This is a genomic window from Streptomyces sp. NPDC054813, assembly GCF_053611365.1.
Window position 1 is genome coordinate 129,996 of the sequence record NZ_JBSHAF010000003.1, and the last position, 18,946, is coordinate 148,941.

Annotated in this window: 21 protein-coding genes; 11 read left to right on the forward strand and 10 right to left on the reverse strand. The window is 67.6% G+C overall.

Going from position 1 to position 18,946, the window contains the following annotated elements; translation table 11 throughout:
• Window positions 1–642: 642 nt before the first annotated feature.
• The 4 genes from ACWGJB_RS06645 to ACWGJB_RS06660 all read right to left on the reverse strand — a co-directional run bounded on the left by ACWGJB_RS06645 (window position 643) and on the right by ACWGJB_RS06660 (window position 3,806).
• The gene (locus ACWGJB_RS06645; RefSeq protein ID WP_453379459.1) at window positions 643–1,335 is read right to left on the reverse strand and encodes a hypothetical protein; all 693 of its coding nucleotides are present in this window, start codon (window positions 1,333–1,335) and stop codon (window positions 643–645) included.
• Window positions 1,335–2,033 (reverse strand): hypothetical protein, encoded by a 699-nt coding sequence (locus ACWGJB_RS06650; RefSeq protein ID WP_453379157.1) that lies wholly within the window; start codon window positions 2,031–2,033, stop codon window positions 1,335–1,337. The genes ACWGJB_RS06645 and ACWGJB_RS06650 overlap by 1 nt, the downstream gene beginning before the upstream one ends.
• 224 nt (window positions 2,034–2,257) lie before the next feature.
• Window positions 2,258–3,445, reverse strand: coding sequence for an enoyl-CoA hydratase/isomerase family protein (locus ACWGJB_RS06655; RefSeq protein ID WP_453379158.1), 1,188 nt, complete (start codon window positions 3,443–3,445; stop codon window positions 2,258–2,260).
• A gap of 58 nt (window positions 3,446–3,503) precedes the next feature.
• Window positions 3,504–3,806: a hypothetical protein gene (locus ACWGJB_RS06660; protein ID WP_453379159.1), complete on the reverse strand. Its 303-nt coding sequence runs from the start codon at window positions 3,804–3,806 to the stop codon at window positions 3,504–3,506.
• 1,039 nt (window positions 3,807–4,845) lie between these two features.
• Here ACWGJB_RS06660 and ACWGJB_RS06665 point away from each other — a divergent pair.
• The 3 genes from ACWGJB_RS06665 to ACWGJB_RS06675 are packed head-to-tail and all read left to right on the forward strand — an operon-like array spanning window position 4,846 to window position 7,341.
• The gene (locus ACWGJB_RS06665) at window positions 4,846–5,163 is read left to right on the forward strand and encodes a hypothetical protein (RefSeq protein ID WP_453379160.1); all 318 of its coding nucleotides are present in this window, start codon (window positions 4,846–4,848) and stop codon (window positions 5,161–5,163) included.
• Window positions 5,153–5,860, forward strand: a complete 708-nt coding sequence (locus ACWGJB_RS06670) for a hypothetical protein (RefSeq protein WP_453379161.1) — start codon at window positions 5,153–5,155, stop codon at window positions 5,858–5,860. The genes ACWGJB_RS06665 and ACWGJB_RS06670 overlap by 11 nt, the downstream gene beginning before the upstream one ends.
• Window positions 5,861–5,865: 5 nt before the next feature.
• On the forward strand, window positions 5,866–7,341 hold the full coding sequence (locus ACWGJB_RS06675; RefSeq protein ID WP_453379162.1) for a putative T7SS-secreted protein: 1,476 nt from the start codon (window positions 5,866–5,868) through the stop codon (window positions 7,339–7,341).
• Here ACWGJB_RS06675 and ACWGJB_RS06680 read toward each other — a convergent pair.
• The 4 genes from ACWGJB_RS06680 to ACWGJB_RS06695 all read right to left on the reverse strand — a co-directional run bounded on the left by ACWGJB_RS06680 (window position 7,331) and on the right by ACWGJB_RS06695 (window position 9,578).
• Window positions 7,331–7,828, reverse strand: coding sequence for a hypothetical protein (locus ACWGJB_RS06680; RefSeq protein WP_453379163.1), 498 nt, complete (start codon window positions 7,826–7,828; stop codon window positions 7,331–7,333). The genes ACWGJB_RS06675 and ACWGJB_RS06680 overlap by 11 nt on opposite strands.
• A gap of 39 nt (window positions 7,829–7,867) precedes the next feature.
• Entirely contained in the window at window positions 7,868–8,551 is a 684-nt protein-coding gene (locus tag ACWGJB_RS06685; RefSeq protein WP_453379164.1) for a hypothetical protein, read from the reverse strand.
• A 161-nt stretch (window positions 8,552–8,712) separates the two neighbouring features.
• The gene (locus ACWGJB_RS06690; protein WP_453379165.1) at window positions 8,713–8,910 is read right to left on the reverse strand and encodes a hypothetical protein; all 198 of its coding nucleotides are present in this window, start codon (window positions 8,908–8,910) and stop codon (window positions 8,713–8,715) included.
• On the reverse strand, window positions 8,901–9,578 hold the full coding sequence (locus ACWGJB_RS06695) for a hypothetical protein (RefSeq protein ID WP_453379166.1): 678 nt from the start codon (window positions 9,576–9,578) through the stop codon (window positions 8,901–8,903). The genes ACWGJB_RS06690 and ACWGJB_RS06695 overlap by 10 nt, the downstream gene beginning before the upstream one ends.
• An 846-nt stretch (window positions 9,579–10,424) precedes the next feature.
• On the opposite strand from ACWGJB_RS06695, the gene ACWGJB_RS06700 reads away from it, so the two are divergent.
• The 5 genes from ACWGJB_RS06700 to ACWGJB_RS06720 all read left to right on the forward strand — a co-directional run bounded on the left by ACWGJB_RS06700 (window position 10,425) and on the right by ACWGJB_RS06720 (window position 14,292).
• Complete coding sequence (locus tag ACWGJB_RS06700; RefSeq protein WP_453379167.1) at window positions 10,425–10,727, forward strand: WXG100 family type VII secretion target; 303 nt, start codon at window positions 10,425–10,427, stop codon at window positions 10,725–10,727.
• On the forward strand, window positions 10,724–12,130 hold the full coding sequence (locus ACWGJB_RS06705) for a hypothetical protein (protein ID WP_453379168.1): 1,407 nt from the start codon (window positions 10,724–10,726) through the stop codon (window positions 12,128–12,130). The genes ACWGJB_RS06700 and ACWGJB_RS06705 overlap by 4 nt, the downstream gene beginning before the upstream one ends.
• A gap of 46 nt (window positions 12,131–12,176) precedes the next feature.
• Entirely contained in the window at window positions 12,177–12,980 is an 804-nt protein-coding gene (locus ACWGJB_RS06710) for a hypothetical protein (protein WP_453379169.1), read from the forward strand.
• A gap of 119 nt (window positions 12,981–13,099) precedes the next feature.
• Complete coding sequence (locus ACWGJB_RS06715; protein ID WP_453379170.1) at window positions 13,100–13,693, forward strand: hypothetical protein; 594 nt, start codon at window positions 13,100–13,102, stop codon at window positions 13,691–13,693.
• The gene (locus tag ACWGJB_RS06720) at window positions 13,693–14,292 is read left to right on the forward strand and encodes a hypothetical protein (RefSeq protein WP_453379171.1); all 600 of its coding nucleotides are present in this window, start codon (window positions 13,693–13,695) and stop codon (window positions 14,290–14,292) included. Before ACWGJB_RS06715 ends, ACWGJB_RS06720 begins: the two co-directional genes overlap by 1 nt.
• Here the strand turns inward: ACWGJB_RS06720 and ACWGJB_RS06725 are convergent.
• Window positions 14,282–14,848, reverse strand: a complete 567-nt coding sequence (locus tag ACWGJB_RS06725; protein ID WP_453379172.1) for a hypothetical protein — start codon at window positions 14,846–14,848, stop codon at window positions 14,282–14,284. The two genes, ACWGJB_RS06720 and ACWGJB_RS06725, sit on opposite strands and share 11 nt — an antisense overlap.
• Window positions 14,849–14,850: 2 nt before the next feature.
• Window positions 14,851–15,528 carry a hypothetical protein gene (locus ACWGJB_RS06730; protein WP_453379173.1) on the reverse strand — a complete coding sequence of 226 codons (678 nt, stop codon included), beginning with the start codon at window positions 15,526–15,528 and terminating at the stop codon, window positions 14,851–14,853.
• Window positions 15,529–16,069: 541 nt separating this feature from the next.
• Between ACWGJB_RS06730 and ACWGJB_RS06735 the strand changes: the two genes are divergently transcribed.
• From ACWGJB_RS06735 to ACWGJB_RS06745, 3 genes are read left to right on the forward strand one after another with little or no spacing between them, the layout of a single operon-like run.
• Entirely contained in the window at window positions 16,070–16,786 is a 717-nt protein-coding gene (locus ACWGJB_RS06735) for a hypothetical protein (protein ID WP_453379174.1), read from the forward strand.
• Between the two features lie 16 nt (window positions 16,787–16,802).
• Entirely contained in the window at window positions 16,803–17,642 is an 840-nt protein-coding gene (locus ACWGJB_RS06740; protein ID WP_453379175.1) for a hypothetical protein, read from the forward strand.
• Window positions 17,639–18,946, forward strand: a complete 1,308-nt coding sequence (locus ACWGJB_RS06745) for a CpaF family protein (protein WP_453379176.1) — start codon at window positions 17,639–17,641, stop codon at window positions 18,944–18,946. Before ACWGJB_RS06740 ends, ACWGJB_RS06745 begins: the two co-directional genes overlap by 4 nt.

An 18,946-nucleotide genomic window follows, 5' to 3' on the forward strand; every position in this document is an offset into this window, starting at 1 on the left:
CACCCGGGGCGCCACTGGTTATCTACTGACTAAAAAATAACAAACCCTCACACCCCGGTGGCCCCAAAACCAAATTTTCTAGGGGCGGGCGGTTTGGGCCGCCCCCCCTCTTCAACTGTCTTTGCGCCGCTTCGGCTACTCGGCGGTAGCCGCCCGCCGGCCGAACCGCTTCTTCTCAGGACGCCGGCACAGGACCTACCAGGCCATGAGGCTCAGTTCCCTAAGGCTGGTCCGTCGACTCCTCCGTCGCCTTGTCCTGCTGAGTACGTGTCATTTTCAGGAGAGGAGAATGACACCGTCCGTAGGTTCGCCGCCGTTCCACGCAGGCCGCTGCCCTGGAGCGCACACAGGGGCACCGCCGGTGGCCGGAGGGCTCCCACCGCAGCGTCGCCTGCGTCGCCGTCATGTACCTCGCAGTGTCGAACCAGCAAATCGGGTGACCGGAAACGCATGGAGTGGCAATGGCCCGGGTCATCCACCTCGCCTTCGCAAGGAAGGCGGTTCGAACTTCCGCGATCCGCTCAAGATTGGTGGGCCCCGCCGCCGGGCCGTGGTGGTCTCCTCAGCGTCTGCCGCCCTCAAATCGCCGGACCCGACGACGATCGAGTTGGCGTTGTACGCGGCAGGCTGCGCTCGTCTTGTTCATATTCGGGCGGATTCTGTACTCGGCGGCTCATGGTCTGGGCCTCCCGCGTCGTCCGCAGGGTAGGTGAAGGAGACGGTCTGCAGGATGGCCGTCATCATGTTGCAGAACTCGTCCCAGTGGTCGAGGGCGGCGGTGTCCAGGGTGAGGACAGCCGTGTAGGGGTCCTCTGGAAAAGGGATGTGGACCTGGACTTGGCCCGTGTGGAGGGTGGTCTGCTCGCCGGTCGCGGTGACCTCGGGGCTGAGCGTGAGTTCCCGTACCGTGATGCAGACCACCGACGGACCGCAGGGCAGGTCGAGCCAGCGGGCGTCATTCGTCGCGTCGGAGCTGAGGATGGCCAGGATGCCCTGCGCGGCGGTGTCCGGGTCGGGGTGGTCGGAGGCGTACGCGGCGATGCTGAAGGAGCAGTGCGCCACCCCGTCGGCGCCTAGGGCGAAGATACCGAAGGCCGAGTAGGCGAGCCCTGCTGAGGCCATGGCCTCTGTGACCAGTTCGTAGAAGGGGGCGGTCGACTGCCACAGGACGTCGTCGCCACCGGGATATAGGTCGCGGACGAACCCCGTCACGGCCCCCGAGCGCTCTTCGCCGGAGATGTCCACGGGCAGGGCATGGAAGCCGTCCGGGGCGACGAACGTCATCGGTGGGATGCGCTGTTCGGCCGCGGTCACTGTCAGCTGGGTCGGGTTCATCACGGGAGGCGGTCCTTCGAAATGTCGTCCGAACCATCCGGGGACAGATAGCGAGTGACGGTCCGGACCGTGCCGTTGGAGACGGGGATGCGTAGTTCGACCATCACGGTGCCGTCGGAGAAGCGTTCCAGAGACGGTGGTTCAGTGATCGGCAGCACCCTGCCGATCGATCGCGAGACATGCAGGGGAGGGGATGCGACCAGCGTCGTGAGCCGCTCGTGCTGCGGCGGTGTGAGCTCGTCCTCCGACACCGGCAGCCGGTCGTCGTGGAACCGTCCCAAGAGCTTGGCCGCCTCTTGGACCTTCCAACGCGTCCACGATCCGTCAGTGAAGCGGACTCTGACGTCGGACTGGCCTTCCGAGTAAGGCATTCGCTCGATGTCGGCGACAGAATCACGCGCCGTCACCCACAGTTCGTCGGCGGGGGCCGGTTCGGCGGAGGCGTTCCCCCCCAGGACGAGCAGTCGCCGATCGGTGAGCACCAGCTCGGTCCGGTACTTCTTGGACCGACGAGCAGGGTCGAGCTGCCAAGGGAGCGTACGGGCAGTGCTGTCGGGAGCCGCCCACATGACAGGGAAGTCGCTCACCTCGTTCTCCGGCTCCTGGGGTTCGCCCACACCGGTCGGCTCCCCGAACAGGGTGCCACTGGCGGCGCCGGCGTTCGCAACGATGTTGAGCAGGCGCGGGATACCGAGCAACGCGATGTCCAGGGCTCGTACGCCGGCTCGCTCGGGCTTGCCCCGAGGGGCGAAACCGGGACCGGGCGGCCAGCCGAGCCCAGCTTCGATGTCTTGCCGCTCGGTGTCACGGAATGAGCGCTGTCCTGCGACGGGGGGTGCGATGCCGGTCGCGAAGGCGACCTCGACACGCATGCGCGGAGTTTCCCCGGGGGCCGGATACCAGTCCACAGCCTTATGTCCTCTCAGTGTGCCTTGGCGGAGTCGTGGAAACGGTCCCCCAGATCACCGATGTGCGACGGGATCGAGAACGCCTTCGGTGCGATCTTGATGGCCGAGTCGATGCCCCGTCCCAGCACGCTCATGGAATCGATCTTCTTCAGTCCCGGGATGCCACGGGTGCCGAGCCACTGCCCGCTACGGATGTTCTTCTCGGCGACAAGACTCATCCGGTTCATGATGCCCTCCGCCTTGATGAGCCCTCCGGCCTTGGTGCCCCACAGACCGACCGTCTTACCGAACACATTGAAGCTCTTGGCGCCGGCGACCCGCTCACCCACGCCGATGATGTTCCGGCCGGTGGTCCCCATCCCCTCGAAGCCGCGGCCGAGCTTGGCCGCACGGCCGACGGCGGTGGCCTCGTCGGCGACCTTGACGCCCTTGCTGAAGGCCCCGATGCCCGGGATCGCCCCCAGCGCGTCGAGTCCGATGCTCGTCCAGCCAACGTCCGCGCCGGCCGCTTTCGCCACGAGATGGGTGGCGAGTGCCAGTCCGCTGCTGACCACGGCCGCGACGGCGAAGATCGCGCCGAGGGGCTCGAACGGCGCGGTGACGATCGCCAGTACTGTCAGAATGCCGCTCAGGTCACCCAGTAGGTCACCGACCAGTTTGATCAGATCGGCATGATCCTTGATCCAGTCGCCGGTGGCGTCCCAGGCGTTCTCGATGCCCTTTCCGAGCTTGTCCCAGAAGCCGGGTTCGTCCGGAGCGATGTTGCCGGCCTTGTCCAGCTCCTTGCTGATCTGGCGGGCGGCTCGGTGGTATTCCTCTTCCAGTTCGTGGACCTTCTGGATGAGGCCGTTCACAGCGCTGGAGGCTTTGGCGAGTTCGTCGCTGCCCTTGCCGCCGGCCTTGCCCTCGGCCTCGGCCTTCGCGTCGAGTTTCTCCCCGGCGCTCTTCTCCAGCCGGTCCGCCCGGTCCTGGAAGTCCTGAAGGTCGGCGGCCCAGCGGTGGAGCGCGCGGGAGGCCTTGTCGAAGGAGTCGTAGCTCTTGCGGACGAGCGGGGTGACGTCCTTGCCGATGTACTCGGTGAACGCGACCGCGGTCTTGCCCTTCCAGGCCCCGCACTCGATGCGCTCCAGCTCGTACAGCGCCGTCCCCAGTTCACCGGCCAGCTTGCCCAGCTGCTTGGCGAGGTCCCGGGTGTCCTCCACGCTTCCCGGCGTGGGGTCCCAGCCTATGTGGGGGAAGGCAGGCCGTTGCCCAGCCACGTCATTTGCCCTTCTGCTTCGGGGCCTTGAGGGACTCGGCCAAGTCCAGGTCGAGCTTGCCGAAGCTCTCCCCGATCTTGTTGATCATCTTCACGGCGCCGTGGGTGTGCTTGCCGAGCTGCTTGATGCCGTAGCTCCAGTCGTCGGCGAAGTCCTGCACGTCATCGATGAGTTGCCTCTCGCCGACAGCCGAGGCGTCCGCGCTGCGGAGCGTGCGGCGGGTCGTTTCCATGCGGTCGCTGATGGACGAGAAGGTCTTCTTCAGGTCCTGGAAGATAGTGTCTTCGAGGCGTAGGTCACTCATGTCGGATTCCGGTCTCTTCCGTAGGGCGGCGGGCAGGTAGCTCCGTGTGTCGCCCGGTTGTGATCAGCGGTTGACGGCTTGGATTTCCTGGACGGTGATCTCCTGCGTGGTCCCGGAGGAGCCGTCGGGCAGGTCACAGCCGGCGCTCCCGGACCCTGTACAGGAGATCTTTCTGATCGTCGTCCGAAGCTTGAACGTGCCGTCACGGGAGGAGCGCAGATCCGTCGCCGTCGTTCCCGCAGGCGGTCAACCGCGCTGACGTGGTGACGATGAGCGCGGCAGCGACAGGAAATGGGCGCCGCTTCACAATGGAATCCCCCGTGAGACAGAAGTTCGTCAAGGGCACAAACGCTATCTGTGGGGTTCTCGATTCGCCAGCGCGAACTTCCTTGCCAACGGGGGCAATGTGTTGTGAACCGGACACGGCATGACTGGTCCGCCCCGCGGGGCGGCCGGGTCAGGAGCGGCCGCAACACAACGGGAGAGATGCCGGAATGGGCACGGGCAGAGGCGTGGACCCTACACGGGTGACCTGATCAAGGGCTGCACGGTCTCTCGGACTTCTTGAAATAAGGCCGAGGAGGCATACGAGCAGCTTGACGACCGGCAGGCCAAGGAGGTCAGGGGCTGATCGCCGCCTCGGCGGCGGGTGGTTCACGTCGGCGTGAGGAGCGGTCGGTCATCGCACCAACAGGCTTCCTGCGGCGCGGTGCGTCCAGGTGGAAGCTGTAAGAGGTAAAGGATTGTTCGAGGTGGCTGACGGTGTCGTCGGAGCCGGGGCCTTACCAAGACGAACCGGCCGGGGCTGGGTGATCGGGAGTGTTCGCACTCCTTCGTCGCCCGAGTTCCGTGCCTCCGCGTTGCATGCCCGGCCTGCTGGGAGGTCGCGGATGGACACAGCATCCGCTTGTAACGTGCCGGCTGCAAAGAAGCGATTGCTGGTGATCGGGTCGGAGAAGGGCAGTAGGCTCTGACGGCTCCATTGCGAAAGCGACTTGTGCGACGAGGGAACGATTCGGGCTATTGGGGGATAGCGAACATGTCCAAGAGTGATCTGGCCCTGAGCCTCGCCGGGCTCGACGACCTTGCGGGTCAACTACGGTCGATCAAACAGCGCATGGACGACACCGGCCAGGTCGACCGGAAACTGGGCAACGGAGAGCTGGGCTCGAGCGCGGCCTTCGACGCGATGGAAGACTTCATGCACGGCTGGAAGGACGGCCGCAAGGAGATCGACGTCGGCCTCGAGAGCGTGGCGAAGATGGCGCAGGAGATCGTCGACAAGGTGACGAAGCTCGACACCGATCTCCGGAACGCCGTCCGAAAGCACGAGAAGGAGGGCAAGGGTGGAAGCTGAGGCCCCCCTCGCTGATGAGCCCACCGCTGAGGACCCCTTCGCAGGAGCTGCCCCCGGGGACGTCATCGGCATCAACATCCAGGTCCCCAGTACCTGGTACGAGTTCGACGTCCACCCCGCCACGGTGAACCGCTCGATCCGTGAGGTGGTGGCGGAGCGGGTCAAGCAGCGGCCGGAGCTGGCCGCGCACCAGGCCGATCTGGTCAGGACCCTGAAGAAGGTGGCCCGCGAGGCCTGGAAGAACAACGTCGTCTACTCCGGATCGATGTGCGAGATCGTCGACGACGAGCCGATGGTGGCCAGCCTCACGGTCAGCGTGAGCGCGGCGGTGAACGAGACCACCGGCGAGATCGCCGTCACGGGACTCGACACGCTCATGGGCGTCCTGACGCCGATCGCCCCCGGCCGCCGGCCGACCGATCCGTGGCGTCGCGTGCGCCTCGTGGAGCTGCCGGACGCCGGCCAGGCCGCGCGCACCGAAGGCATCGAGGACATCGAGATCCCCGACGACAACCGCAGCTATCGCGCGGTGATGATGCAGACCCTCATCCCCTTCCCGGGCGGCAACCCGAAGGTCGCCGTCATCAGCGCCAGCACACCCCAACTGGCCCTGGTCGAGCCGATGCTGGAGCTCTTCGGCCTCATCACCAGCACCTTCCGCTTCGTCTACCGCGCCGACCTCGACACGGAGAGCTGAGCCCAATGGTCCGCCCCGCCGACTGGCACAACCTCGACCTGCACGACGACCCGACGCCCGGCGATCCGCACGAGGTCAAACTCCAGGGCCAGCGGTACAAGACCTTCGTCGAAGACGTTGCCACGGTGCTCAGGGGAATCCGCTCCGCCTCGAAGGACTCCGTCCTCAAGGAGTCGGCCGGCAAGGCCATGGAGGCGTTCAAGGAGCAGATCGGGAAACTGCCCGGCCAGTTGCAGAAGCTGCACGACTCGTACGAGATGGTTTCGGGCGCCTTGGTGACCTACGCCGGGAAGCTGGAACACGCCCAGACAACGGCGGACCACGCACTCGTCAAGGCCCGGACACTGCGCGGTGACCTCTCCCGCGCGCAGTCACGGCTGGCCAGTGCCACCACTGCGGCGAACACAGCCAAGTCCGCGCAGGACAAGCTGAACAACCCCAGCGGTAACACGCCCGCACCCGAGCCGGAGAAGGTCCGCAAGGCAACCCGTGACGCCCAGCACGCCAACGATCACCAGAAGGCGGCGCAGGGCCAGGTCGACAGCTTGAACGCGCAGTTGGCGGAGCTGAAGACCAAAGCGGAGAACGCGGGCAAGGACCAGGACAAGGCCGCGACGAAACTCGTCCACGACATCCATGACGCCTCCGACGCCGGGATCCACAACAAGAAGTGGTACGAGAAGGTCGGGGACTGGCTCGGGGAGGCCTGGAAGGGGCTCGTATTCTTCGCCAAGATCTTCGTGGCCGTCGCCGGGATCTTGCTACTCTTCGTCGGCGGTCCGCTGGTGTGGTTCGTTCTGGCGGCAGCTCTGATCGTGCTGGCGGACACCATCGTCCAATTCTCCCAAGGCAAAGCAGGCTGGGGTGATCTCCTATTCGCTGCGTTGGACTGCATCCCGCTGGTCGGCAAGGTCGCCATGCTGGCGAAGGCAGGCAAGTTCATGTCCGGGTTCAGGATGGCGCTGAAGGTCAGGAAGGCGGAGATCGCCTTCGCCCGGCTGGTCAAGATGTGGCGTATGGGCGAGGACCTCAAGGGTTTCCGCCAGGTCGGCTTCGCGTTTGCCAAGGGCGAGCTGAAGACGACGCTCAAAGACGTCTTGAACGGCGGTTGGAGCGAGGTGCAGAAGAATGCCCTGCAGAACCTCACGGGCAACGTCGTCGGAGCTGGGACGGGCACGCTGGTGAGTAAGGGGTTGTCCAGCCTGCCCGGCAAGCTCTATCGCAGCGGCCTGTTCAACATGGACCGAAAGCAGTTCGGTAAACTCAACATGGCGCTGAATGGCAAGAGCGTGTTGGGCACGAGTACGGTCGGTGCGGCTCAGGGCTTTGTGACCAGCTTGACCCGGGCTACTGTCAACACGGCTTTGTTCGGCGCCGATTTCGATACCAGTGGTGTCTTCATGGATACCGTTAGTGGCGGTGGCGGAGGTCTTGGATACAAGCCGGGCATCCTGCCGGCCAAGGCAGCCCTCAGCTCTTGAGATCACTCAGTGTGTTCTGGAAGCGTGCCATTGCGGCTTCGACTCGCGGGCGGATATTGATGTTCTGAATCTCCCCGCTGTCCGAGAGCTCCGTGAAATCCGTCGCCTCCGTGATGTGGTCGAGATACCTGTCCGTGAATTCTTGCGCAGCCGACCAGACTGCCTTGGCCACAGCCTCTGGTGCAGCCTCGTCAATCACGGTCCGGCGGTGCGAAATTGTCAGTGTCCCGTGCTTGTCAAGCTTGAACTTCAGTGAAAACACGGGGTCCGTGAAGTTGAAGGTGCCCCGGCCGCGGCGGAGTAGGGTGCCCAGACCGTCCAGCAGGTCGGGCAGCACCGCGAATACTTGGATGCCCAGGCCGCCGTCTTTGTCGCGACTCCGCGAGGAGGCTTGCCCATTCGGCCCTCGGACCTCGAGGTGACCGAAGGCAAGCCCGTCTTTGATGTCGTCCTGCCCGTCGATCATGGTGAAGTGAAATTCCGGCATGATGCCTCGCTTACGCTGGTAGCTGTGCCAGATGGTGTCTTATCGTGACGAGGGCCTGTTTCGGAAGGCTCTCCACACTGCGTAGAGCAGCTTGCGCCGTTGTTCCTCTTCGGACGGTGGAGCGGTGATGCCGGCTTCCTGCGCACGTCGCCAGGCTGTTTCGCTCACTTTGCGCGGCCTGGTGCCGTCCCTTTCGAGGTGCACGTGCTGGGGGCGCACAGCCAATAGTCTTCGATGGCCAGACAATGCGACCACGCAGGCGTACCGTGGATCACCCGCGAACGTGAAGCCCGCCGACCTGGCTTCCTCCACGTCGCGCCGCCAAGACTTGCCCGTGCCGTATCGCCGGAAGGCCACTTGGATGTTCTTGTGTGGTTCATCCGGATCAGGGAGACGGAAGTACTCGATGTCGGCAGGGGATTTCTCGAGCGGAGGGCAGTGCTGCCAGGGGTATGCCTTCAGTACGGCTCTCATCTTGCCGAGGTGTTCCCAGCGCAGGGAGGCGAGACCGATCCCCACCACGATCACAACGACGACCGCGGCGCAGAAGGCGATTGCGAGGGGTTTACCCACCCAGTCCTCCGCGTCGGTCAAGAGTGCCGCACAGCCCAGAAAGCAGAATATCCAGAGGACCAGGGTCATGAGCGAACGGCGGCGTTCCTTCCGCCAAGCACGGACGGTCGCCGGATCTGCGAAGGCCGTCTCGGGCACATGGTCGGTCATCTACTGGTCCTTCCCGGTGAGGTGCTTGTGTTCCTTCGGAGACCCCGTCCGAGGCACGTGAATGCCTCGGAAAACACCGGCTCTGACGCTATCAGCGCCACTCCTGGATCCGGTTCCATGGGCCGTGGGCAGCCCGAGTAATGCAGGCCACCCACGCTTGATCATCGGTTGACGGCCTGGATTTCCTGGATGGTGACGTCCTCTGTGGTTCCGAAGGTACCGTCGGGCAGGTCTCCGCCCGCGCCACCGGTGCCCGTCCAGGTGATCGTCGCCCGGAGCCTGAAGACGCTGCCGCCGGAGGAGTGCAGGTACCTGATTCCGAAGGGCGGCGTTTTGCCCGCGTCTCCCTTCACTGACACTTCGCCGCCTTGGTCTGGACGTACACCTTGGACGCCTGCCACAGGTCATCGGTTGTGGGGAACTTGGCCATGACGATCTTGAAGTAGTCGAAGTCCGCGAGACTGGGTTTGGTCTTCAGGACCTTCCCCGTCTTGATCTCCTTGCCATAGAACTTGCTTGAGTCCACACAGAACGCCACCTCCACGGCCTGGCCGTTCGTGGTCGACCGGGTGCTGACGTCGTAGTGGCGCTCCGTGCCGGTCGCCGTCCAGCCGCCCTTGATCCAAGAGTTGATCTGCACCTGCGCGTAGTGGAGCCCGTCACCGGTGGCGTACGTGGTCACGGCCGCGTCCTTGGTCGTGCGCTTGTCGATGCCCCGGTAGATGGCGCGGAGGAAGTTCGCGGCATCCTCCATCGCCGCCGCCTCGTTCTTGTCCTTCGGCTTGTCCCGGTCGAAGACCATGGTCAGGTCCATGTCCTTGGGCAGGGACACGTCCACGCCGTCCGGCTTGTCCTCTGCCGGTGCTCCCGAAGCGGATGCCGAAGCCGTCGGCGTCTTCGTGCCCCGGTCGGCCCCGGCGATCTCGTCGTTGTCGCCGGCTTTGTCGTCCCCACTGCCGCAGGCGGTCAACAGCAGTGCTGCGGTTGCCGCCAGCGCGGCAGCGGCAGGCAAGGTACGGCGCTTCACAGTGAACTCCCCGTGAGAAAAAAGTCCATTCAAGAGACCCGACGCTATCGGGGAGATTCCCGATTTCGCCACAGCGAACTCGCCTGCCAGTGGTGACAATTCTGGGCGCATGGGGTGCGCGGAGGTGTGACCCGTGTCCTGATCGTGCCTGAACGGGCTTCGATCTCAGACGCGTTGGTGCGCTGTGTCCGGGGCGCCGCGGGGTGTGAGCTCCGATTCGCTATTGCGGTGACTTGCATCTCGGGCAGGCGCCCGGCGGGTATGGCGGCGCGTACTGCCTCGCTCACCTCACCCTGCGCGCCGACCTTGTAGTCGCGCAGGGTGAGGCGGGAGCGGCGGTCGGTGGAGTCGAGGGGTTGGAGTGCGTCGGTCAGGGACGGGCGGTCGGTGTCGGTTCGGCGGCGTGAGCGGTTAGGACCGTGAACTCCTTCGACGCCCCGTGGTTACGCCCATAGTCCGCTCCCCGCGTTCGGCGTCGCCCGCCCTGGGCGCTTTCGCGGTCCTCTTCATCGTCCGGTACGACCAAGCCGCCAGCGTTGGGGCCACGGGATTGCCAGCGCGCTGCTGCTGCGGTGGGGGCATTTACCGGTTGAATGGCGCAAAGTAGAGGTATGTCGCGCCGGCAGGCGCGACGGCTCCACACCTCCGGCGACCGACTTGCGTGGTCACTGTGAAGCCCGGGTGGATTTGGTGTGGGGGTCGATGCGGCCAGCCGGGCGACACCCCTCCTTTGAGCTCCCTTTGCGGTCCATTGGTTGTGACCCCGAAAACCCTGGACACACAGTGACCGTGGCCGTCTGTGTCCTGCGGGGCGGACGGGTAGTCAGGCGTTCACGGGGGTTAGTGGTGGCGGATCACGTCAAGGTGTCCACAAGCGAGTTGCGGGAGATCAGCCGGTCTGTCGCGAAGTTGAAGTCCAACTTTGAACATGCGAAGGATCTCGTCGACTCGTACGGCTCCGAGATCGGGTCCGGTGATGTGGCCGGCGCGCTCGACGACTTCGCCGACGACTGGAAGAAGAAGCGCAAGCAGCTCTGCGACGGGCTGGAGTTTCTCGGGAAGACCGCGGGCGAGGCGGCCAAGGCCTACGACGGGGTCGATCAGCATCTCGCCGACGCGTTGCTCAAGGCCCAGTCGGGGGACAAGTGAGCGATCACGACTTCTCCGGCGTCGACTGGCAGACGGCTCGGTACGACGACAAGGAATTCACGCCGGGGGATCCGTACGAGGTGGCCCGGCTCGGCAAGCGGATCTCCGACACCGCCAAGCTGATCGAGGAGCAGGCCGGCAAGCTGAACAACCTCGTCGACGGGAACGGGTGGGACTCCGACGCGGGCAGGGAGTTCACCAAGAAGACCGGGGACACCGTCAAGCTGCTCGGTCAGTCACATCAGCGGTACGCGGCGGCGGGTGCGGCCCTTGGATCTTCCGTGCCGTACGAGCCGATCGCCGACACCGTCCGGGAGAACTGGGCCACCGCCCTCAACCACGCCCAGAACCGGGTCCGTGCGGCGCTGAAGAAGGCCGCCGCCGCCGATACCGACAGCAGTAACTACCAGAAGCAGATCGATCAGCATCCGTCGAGTAACGACAGCCATCCCGACAAGCAGAAGCTGAAGCGGCAGAAAGAAGCCTCGGACGGGGATCTGGACGCCGCGAAGCGGGAGCTCCGGGCCGCGCTCGACTACCGGGACACCCAGGCCGGGTACGCCGCCAAGGCGATACGGGACGCCATCGACCACGACGGGCTGAAGGACCCCAAGCACCACTGGTGGGACAACTGGAAGGACTGGGTCGCCGACATCGGGCACTGGGCGGGGGTGGCCGCGGCGGTTCTGGGCGTGCTGGCCCTCGCCCTCAGCTGGGTGCCGGTCCTTGGCGAGGTGCTCGGCGCGCTGGCGCTCATCGCCTCGGTCGTCGCCCTGGTCTGCGACACCATCTCGGCACTGGACGGCAAGGGCACATGGCTGGACGTCGCCATCGACGCCGTCGGGGTGCTGTCCTTCGGCGCCGGACGGGTCCTGGGGACGACGGCCAGGGAGGCGGCCACGGCCGCCCGGGGCGCCTCCGCGGTCAAGGACCTCCAGCTGGCGCGGGAGATCGGGCTGAATCCGACGGCGGCCCGCGAACTCGCCGAGACGCTCAACGGGGTCAAGCCCGGCGAGATCGGCAAGGCGCTGTCCGAAGGGCCCACGAGACTCCTGCCGCGGATGCGCTCGGTGGTCAAGGAGTCGCTGAATCTCAAGGCGTTCGCGACCGACATCCGCGATGCCCCCGCAGTGCACGCGGCGGGCAAGGCCTTCGCGGAATCGGCGCCGAAGCTGTCGGAGGTCGCGGACTCCTCCTTCAAGAGCATGGCGGGTCAGGCCAAGGCCCTCTACTACGGCAGCCAGGTGCTGCCGCTGCTGGCCGGCTGGTCGAACCTGGCACACACGCATTCTAACGAGCCGTGGGCCACCGGGCCGAACTTCCTTCAGGGGGCGAAGGAGATTCCGGGCATCGGGGCCGGCGGAACACCGTTCTACAACTGGCACTGGAGCACCAGCGGCTGACCCGGTCGGCCGTCCGGTACCCCAGAGCGGAGAGAGCAAGGATCACGTGGCGAGCGAGGACGAGCGGTCCGTCGACGAACTGTTCGCGGAACTGCCGGAGAAATGGCAGCGGGCGTTGGAAGAGGTGAGCATGGGGCTGCCGGAGCTGCGCCGTATCGCGGCCGGCCCGGACGGCATGCGGCGGGTACGCACCATCCTCGCGGAGTTCTCGGAGCCCACCTCCAAGGGCCGGCCGGCGCGGATCGGGTACGGCGGCGGGACGCCGGTGTGGCCGTGGGCCCGGCTGTTCCTGGTGGCGGCCGCCTCGGTCGCCGTCTGCCTGCTCTCCAGCCTGTTCATCGGCAAGGCGGCGGCGTTCGTCGGCCTGTTGCTCGGGTTGTTGGTGTTCTGGGTGGCCTTCAAGACCCGGGACTCCCGTGGGGCCCCCGTCGCCCGGTATGTCACCGCGGCCGCCTATCTCGTACTGGTCCTGGTCGGCTCGTACTTCGCCAACGCCTGGTATTTGCAGCTGCGCGGGGTGGAACAGACGGTCACCATCGCCGCGCCGACCCATCAATGGACGCACGGGACCCGTGAGACGTACTGCCGGGTCCGGTTGCGGGACGGGTCCGTCCACGAGGTGATCGACAACAAGGAGAACTGTGCCGACCGAGTCGGGCGGACGACCACGGCCGTCATCGACCCGGCAGGTCACTACAAGCCCTCCCTCGGCACCAAGTCCGACATCGGCGGTGTCCTCGAGGGCTACGTCTGCCTGGGCGCCGCTGCGGTGCTCGTGCTGGCGCCGGTGACGGTCGTGGTCATGGGGCGGCGCAAGAGGTACGACCAGGCCATCGGGACGGTGGGATGAACGGCGAGACGCCCGGTGCGGCCGGCGCGCCCAGTACAGCCAGTGCGGCTGGTTCTGCCAGCGCAGCCAGCACGGGCGGTGCCGCCAGTACGGCCAGTACGGCCGGGGTGAACATGGACGTGTCCGCACCCCCCTCCGACTACCGCCTCGCCGTTCCCGAGGGGTGGGAGCGGATCGTGCTCGATCCCGAGCGGTGGGCGCACCGTATCGACAAGCTGGTCAAGCGCGGCCTACGGCGTACGAAGGCCGGTCCGCAGCTGGAGGCCGCGCTCGCGGAGCGGATGCGGGAGCAGGCCGAGGCGGCGCACGCCAACGGCGGTGTCGAGATGTACGTCATGAATCGCATCCTCGGCCAGGTCCCGGTCTCCGCCAGCCTGGTCGTCACCGTGCTGCGGCCGGCTCCCGGCACCTTGGCCGGCGACCTCGGGGACGTCGCCCGCTCCCTCGCCCTGCGCGCGACCGCGGAGACGGAGGACGTCACCCTCGTCGACCTCCCCGCCGGCCCCGTCGTACGCCACCGCTATCTGCGCCGCCCGGCCGCCGACGACCCCGACGGCAACAAACTCGCCGTCACGCACCTGGACGTCCATCTCGCCGTCCCGCACAGCGACCAGCGGCTGCTGCTCTCCTTCTCCACGCCGATGGAGCCGCTGGCCGACGCCCTGGTCGGCCTCTTCGACGCCGTCGCCCGCACTCTTCAATGGATGGCCTGATGCCCGAGTTCGCTGCGTCCACGGTGCGCATGAGGGTGCCCGAGGACGCCGTGTCCCTGCCGGTGCGGGTGGCGAGCGTCGACCTGGACGCATGGGCCGCGGAGGCGGCCACCCGCCGCGTCGGTCCGGACGACGGCGAACCCCGGCTCCGCCGGGCCCTCGCCGCCGAACTCCGCGAGGCAGCCGCCGACTCCCGCGAGCGCGGCCCGATCACGGCGCTGTCGTACGTCCCCGAGCCGCGCCTCGGTGAACTCGCCCGGATCGAGCTGTCCGCGCTGGTCGCCGACGACACGTACCCGACCATGAGCGTCGACCTGCTCCGGCGCTACCTCGCCGCCCCCACCCCGGTCTCCTATCGCCCGCCCGAGGCCGAGCTCCGTACCCTTCCCGCGGGCCCGGCGGTGCGGGTCCGGCACGCGTACGTCCAGGACGTCGGCCGGGACGGGCTGGGGACGGTCATGGAGACGTGCGCGTACGGCATCCGGGCCGACGAGACATGGGGGCTCGTCCTGCTCACGTCCTGGCGGGCGCTGGCCCACACGGACACCCTGTACGAGCTGACCGACGAACTGGCGGCGACCATCCGGGTCACGTCCTAGCCGCGTCGCTCCGCCGGATCAGGAGCACCAGAGTCCACACCACACCCACCGCCGCGGCCAGCGTCGAGGCGATGCCCAGCGCCCACAGCCACGGGTAGTGGGAGAACACCCAACTCGGCGGTCCGGTGCGGTGCTTGCCCTTGCCGTCGTCCACCGCGTTGAAGGCCAGGGACAGGAAGGGCACGAGCGCGCCCGCGGCCAGGAGGGCCAGGGCGGTGCGGGCCGCCGCCCGGCCCGGACGGGTCTTCCAGGAGGTGGGACCCGCGCCGTCCGCCGACCAGACGGCGAGGGCGAACAGAACCGGCGCGGCGATCCCCAGACACACCGCGAAGGCGTACGCCCCGCCCGGCCAGTTCCGCGCCGCCCACCGCCAGACCCCGTCGCCCCACACCATGTCGATCAGCGCCAGCAGGACCGTCACGCCCGCGACCACCAGGAATCCCAGGCAGCCGAACAGGGCGTCGCCCTTCTTCCTGCCGGCCTTCCGGCCGGTCTGCCGGTAGCGCAGGGCAGCGGGCGCGGCCCTCGGACGCCGGGGCTTGGCGGATCCGCCCACCGTCAGCGCACCTCGCTGCCGACGGCCGTCGCCAGGCCGCAGACCAGGTCCTCGCCCTCCAAGGACGTCAGACGGCACCAGGAGCCGTCCTCGAACACGACCCGGAAGTCACGCCCGCCGACGGAGTACGGACGCCGCTCGACCGCGGCCACCAGGCCCAGGTCCGTCTCCCAGAGCACGTCCTCCCACGGCTCCCGGGGGTCCGTCAGGCCGCCGACGACCAGGAGACGGCGGTCGGTGAGGACCAGTTCCGTGACGTCCGTGCGGGGCCGCCGGTCCGGGTCCAGGCGCCAGGGGAGGGTACGAGCGAGCGCGCCGGGCGCCGCCCACAGCACCGGGAAGTCCTTCTCCTCGTTCTCCGGGTCGTCACTCCTGCCGAGACCGCCGTCCGGTTCGCCCGTGCTGCCGCCGAGGAGTCCCACGACAAGGGTGAGCAGGACGGTGATCACGGCCACCGCGCCGTCCCAGAGGACGCGTTCGAACCAGGAGCGCGGACGATACGACGGTCCCCCCGGCCATCCCGTCAACTCAACCTGGATGTCCCGTCGTTCCGGGTCCCGGAACCATCGCCGCCCCAGCACCCGGGGAGCGGCACCCGTGGCGAAGGAAACCCTGGCACGGGCCACGAGCTCTTCCCCCTCCGGGGGCTTCCAGTGCCAGCGGTACGGCGGCTCGATCACGGTCCGGCGTCCTCACACTCGTCGTTCACGGCAGCGAACCTTCGCCCGGCGGAGTGATTCTACTGAGGGTTGCGTTCCGGCAACCGCTGTGTCAGCGACAGCAGTTACCGCCTTCGGCGTCCGGCGGCGGCGAAAAGTGCGGTTCGTGCTCTCGGCGGCCGAGCGTCCTCGCGCGCGGGCACACGTGACCGAATCGTGCAAACCTCATGGCCGTCGAGTGAGGGGAGTGCGGGAGGGCGGTGTGCGGCAGAGGCGATCGGGATTCGCCGGCGCACAGTTCGGACCGCCTCGGAGTCCCCCTACTCCCAACCGCCGCGCAGGTCCCCGGCGTTGCAGATCGCAACGTGGATTCCATTGAGGTCAAGGTGTCCGAGCGCGCCTTGAGGGGCTTATGTGCGGCTGATACGGTGCGATCGCTTGACACTCGCCTCGCCGCCGAGTAATCGGCCGGATCGGGTGGTTGGTGTCGAGTGTCCGCTTTTACGGCGTTGACAGAGTTTTGGGCAGACAATTTTTCTTGGCTGTAACGGGGAGCGGTTGCGTGAAGATCCAAGAGCGTACGGGGGCGGGCGCCGGTCGTTCCGCCGGTCCGGCTCAGCCTTCGGCCGGTGACCGGCTTCCCGCCGCGCCGCGTGAGCGCAAGCCCGCGCTGGCGGCGCTCGCGGTGCTGCTGATTCTGCTGGGTGCGCTGGGGGCTACGACGCTCGTGCTGCAGGCCGGCAAGCGGGTCGAGGTCATAAAGATCACGCAGGAGATCCCGGCCGGGTCTTCCGTGACCGGCAGCAACGTGACCTCCGTCATGGTCGCCGACGACCCCAGCATCCACTACGTCAGGTGGTCCCAGCTGGAGGGCCTGAAGAAGCTGAAGGCCCTCAGCACCATCCCGGCCGGTGCCGTCGCCGTCGGTGAGATGTTCGGCAGCGGCAGCAAGCTTCCCGCCGGCAAGTCCACCGTCGGCCTGGCCCTCAAGGAGGGTCAGTACCCGACCGGTATCGAGGTCGGCGACACCGTCGCCGCCTACCGTGTCACCGGCTCCTCGACCGCCGGCAGTTCTTCCTCCGCCAACGGCACCGACTCGCTGATCGTCGGCGACGCCAGGGTCAGCGCCGTGCCGGAGGCCAAGGGCAGCTCGGACTTCACCGCCAGCACCAACTACGCCGTCACGCTCACCGTCGACAGCGACAAGGCCGCCGATCTGGCCGACGCCGCCTCCAACGGCGAGGTCGCCCTAGTCCTCGTACCCGGCACCGGCAACTAGAAGGCGGCCCCACCCCATGGCGCTCATCGCAATCGCCGCCGACAAGGGTTCCCCCGGCGTCACCACCGCGGCCGTCGCGCTGGCCGCGGTCTGGCCGCGTCGGGTCCTGCTCGCCGAGGCCGACCCGGCCGGCGGCGACCTGGTCTACCGCAGTGCCGCCGCGCACGGCGGACCGCTCAACCCCAACACCGGCATGCTCTCCATAGCGGCCACCGCCCGGCGCGGGCTGGTTCCCGACCAACTCTGGGATCACGTGCAGCCGTTGAGCGGCGGCCTGGAGGTGCTCGTCGGGCTGGGCATCGCCGAGCAGGCCGCCGGGCTCGCCGGGCTGTGGCCCACCCTCGGGCACGCCTTCGCCTCCCTCGCCGACTCCCCGAACGCGCCCGCCGACGTCATCGCCGACTGCGGCCGGGTCAGCGGCGACACCCCGGCCGTCGAGCTGTTCCCGCACGCGGCGCTCGTGCTGCTGGTCTCGCGGACCGAGCCGGAGGCGCTCGCCCGGGTCCGGGACCGTGCCGCCGCCCTCGCGCAGAAGCTGCACGGCGGTCCGCGCGGCGCCGCCGCGCTCGCCACCCCGCTGATCGGGGTGGTCCTGGTGGCCGACCCGTCGAGCTCCGGCAAGCTGGTCAACCAGGTCAACGACATGCTCGTACACGCCCAGACCGGGGCCCGAGTGGTCGGCACGATCGCCGACGACCCCACGGGCGCCGACCAGTTGGCCGGCCGCAAGCGCGGGCGGCTCGACAAGTCGCTGCTCATCCGCTCGGCCCGCAAGGTCACCGCCGACCTCCACCAGCAGTACGGCGCCGCCTGGTCCGTACCGACGCAGGCGCCCCATGCGGGGGCCGGCCGATGACCGCTGTCGACCACCAGTTGGTCAAGCGGTTCCGGCAGGACGCCGGCGACCGTATCGCCGAGCAGCGCCGCCAGGACCAGACGTCCGGCGTCACGCCGATGTCCAACGAGGACGAACGGCAGTACGCCCGCGCGGTCATAGCCCAGATCCTGGAGGAGTACGCCCGCGCGGACATCAACGCCGGGCGCACCCCGCTGGACGCGGAGACCGAGGAGCAGTACGCGGCCGCCGTGCACGCGGCGCTCTTCGGCGTCGGCCGCCTTCAGCCGCTGCTCGACGACCCCGAGGTCGAGAACATCGACATCAACGGGTGCGACCAGGTGTACGTGGGGTACAGCGACGGGCGGGAGGCGAAGGGGGATCCCGTCGCCGAGACCGACGAGGAACTCGTCGAGCTCATCCAGGTGCTCGGCGCCTACTCGGGTCTCTCCTCCCGGCCCTTCGACTCCGCCAACCCGCAGCTCGACCTGCGGCTGCCCGACGGCTCCCGGCTCTCGGCCGTCATGGACGTCACCCGGCGGCCCGCGCTGTCCATCCGCCGCGCCCGCATGGGCAAGGTCTTCATCTCCGACCTGGTCGGCAACGGCACGGTGACGCCCGAGGTCGCGCACTTCATGGCCTGCGCGGTCCGCGCCCGCAAGAACATCATGATCGCGGGCGCGACGAACGCCGGCAAGACGACCCTGCTGCGCGCGCTCGCCAACGAGATCCCGCCGCACGAGCGGCTCATCACCGTCGAACGCGCGCTGGAGCTGGGGCTCGACACCTTCCACGACCTGCACCCGAACGTCGTCGCGTTCGAGGAACGGCTGCCCAACTCCGAGGGCCAGGGCACCATTTCCATGGCCGAACTGGTCCGCCGTTCGCTCCGTATGAACCCCTCCCGGGTCATCGTCGGTGAGGTCCTCGGCGACGAGATCGTCACCATGCTCAACGCGATGTCGCAGGGCAACGACGGATCTCTCTCCACGATCCACGCCAACAGCTCCAGCGAAGTCTTCAACCGTATCTCGACCTACGCGCTCCAGGCCTCCGAGCGACTGCCCATCGAGGCCAGCCAGATGCTGATCGCGGGCGCGGTGAACTTCGTCGTCTTCATCCAGCGGCGCAACAACTACCAGACCGGCGGCCGCCTCCAGCGCATGGTCACCTCGGTCCGCGAGGTCAACGGCGTCGACGGCCGGGTGCTGTCCAGCGAGGTGTTCGCGGAGGCCCCCGACGGCCGGGTCGTACCGCATGCGCCCATAGCCTGCCTGGAGGACCTGATGGCCTACGGCTACCAGCCGCACGGGGCCTGGGGGTGA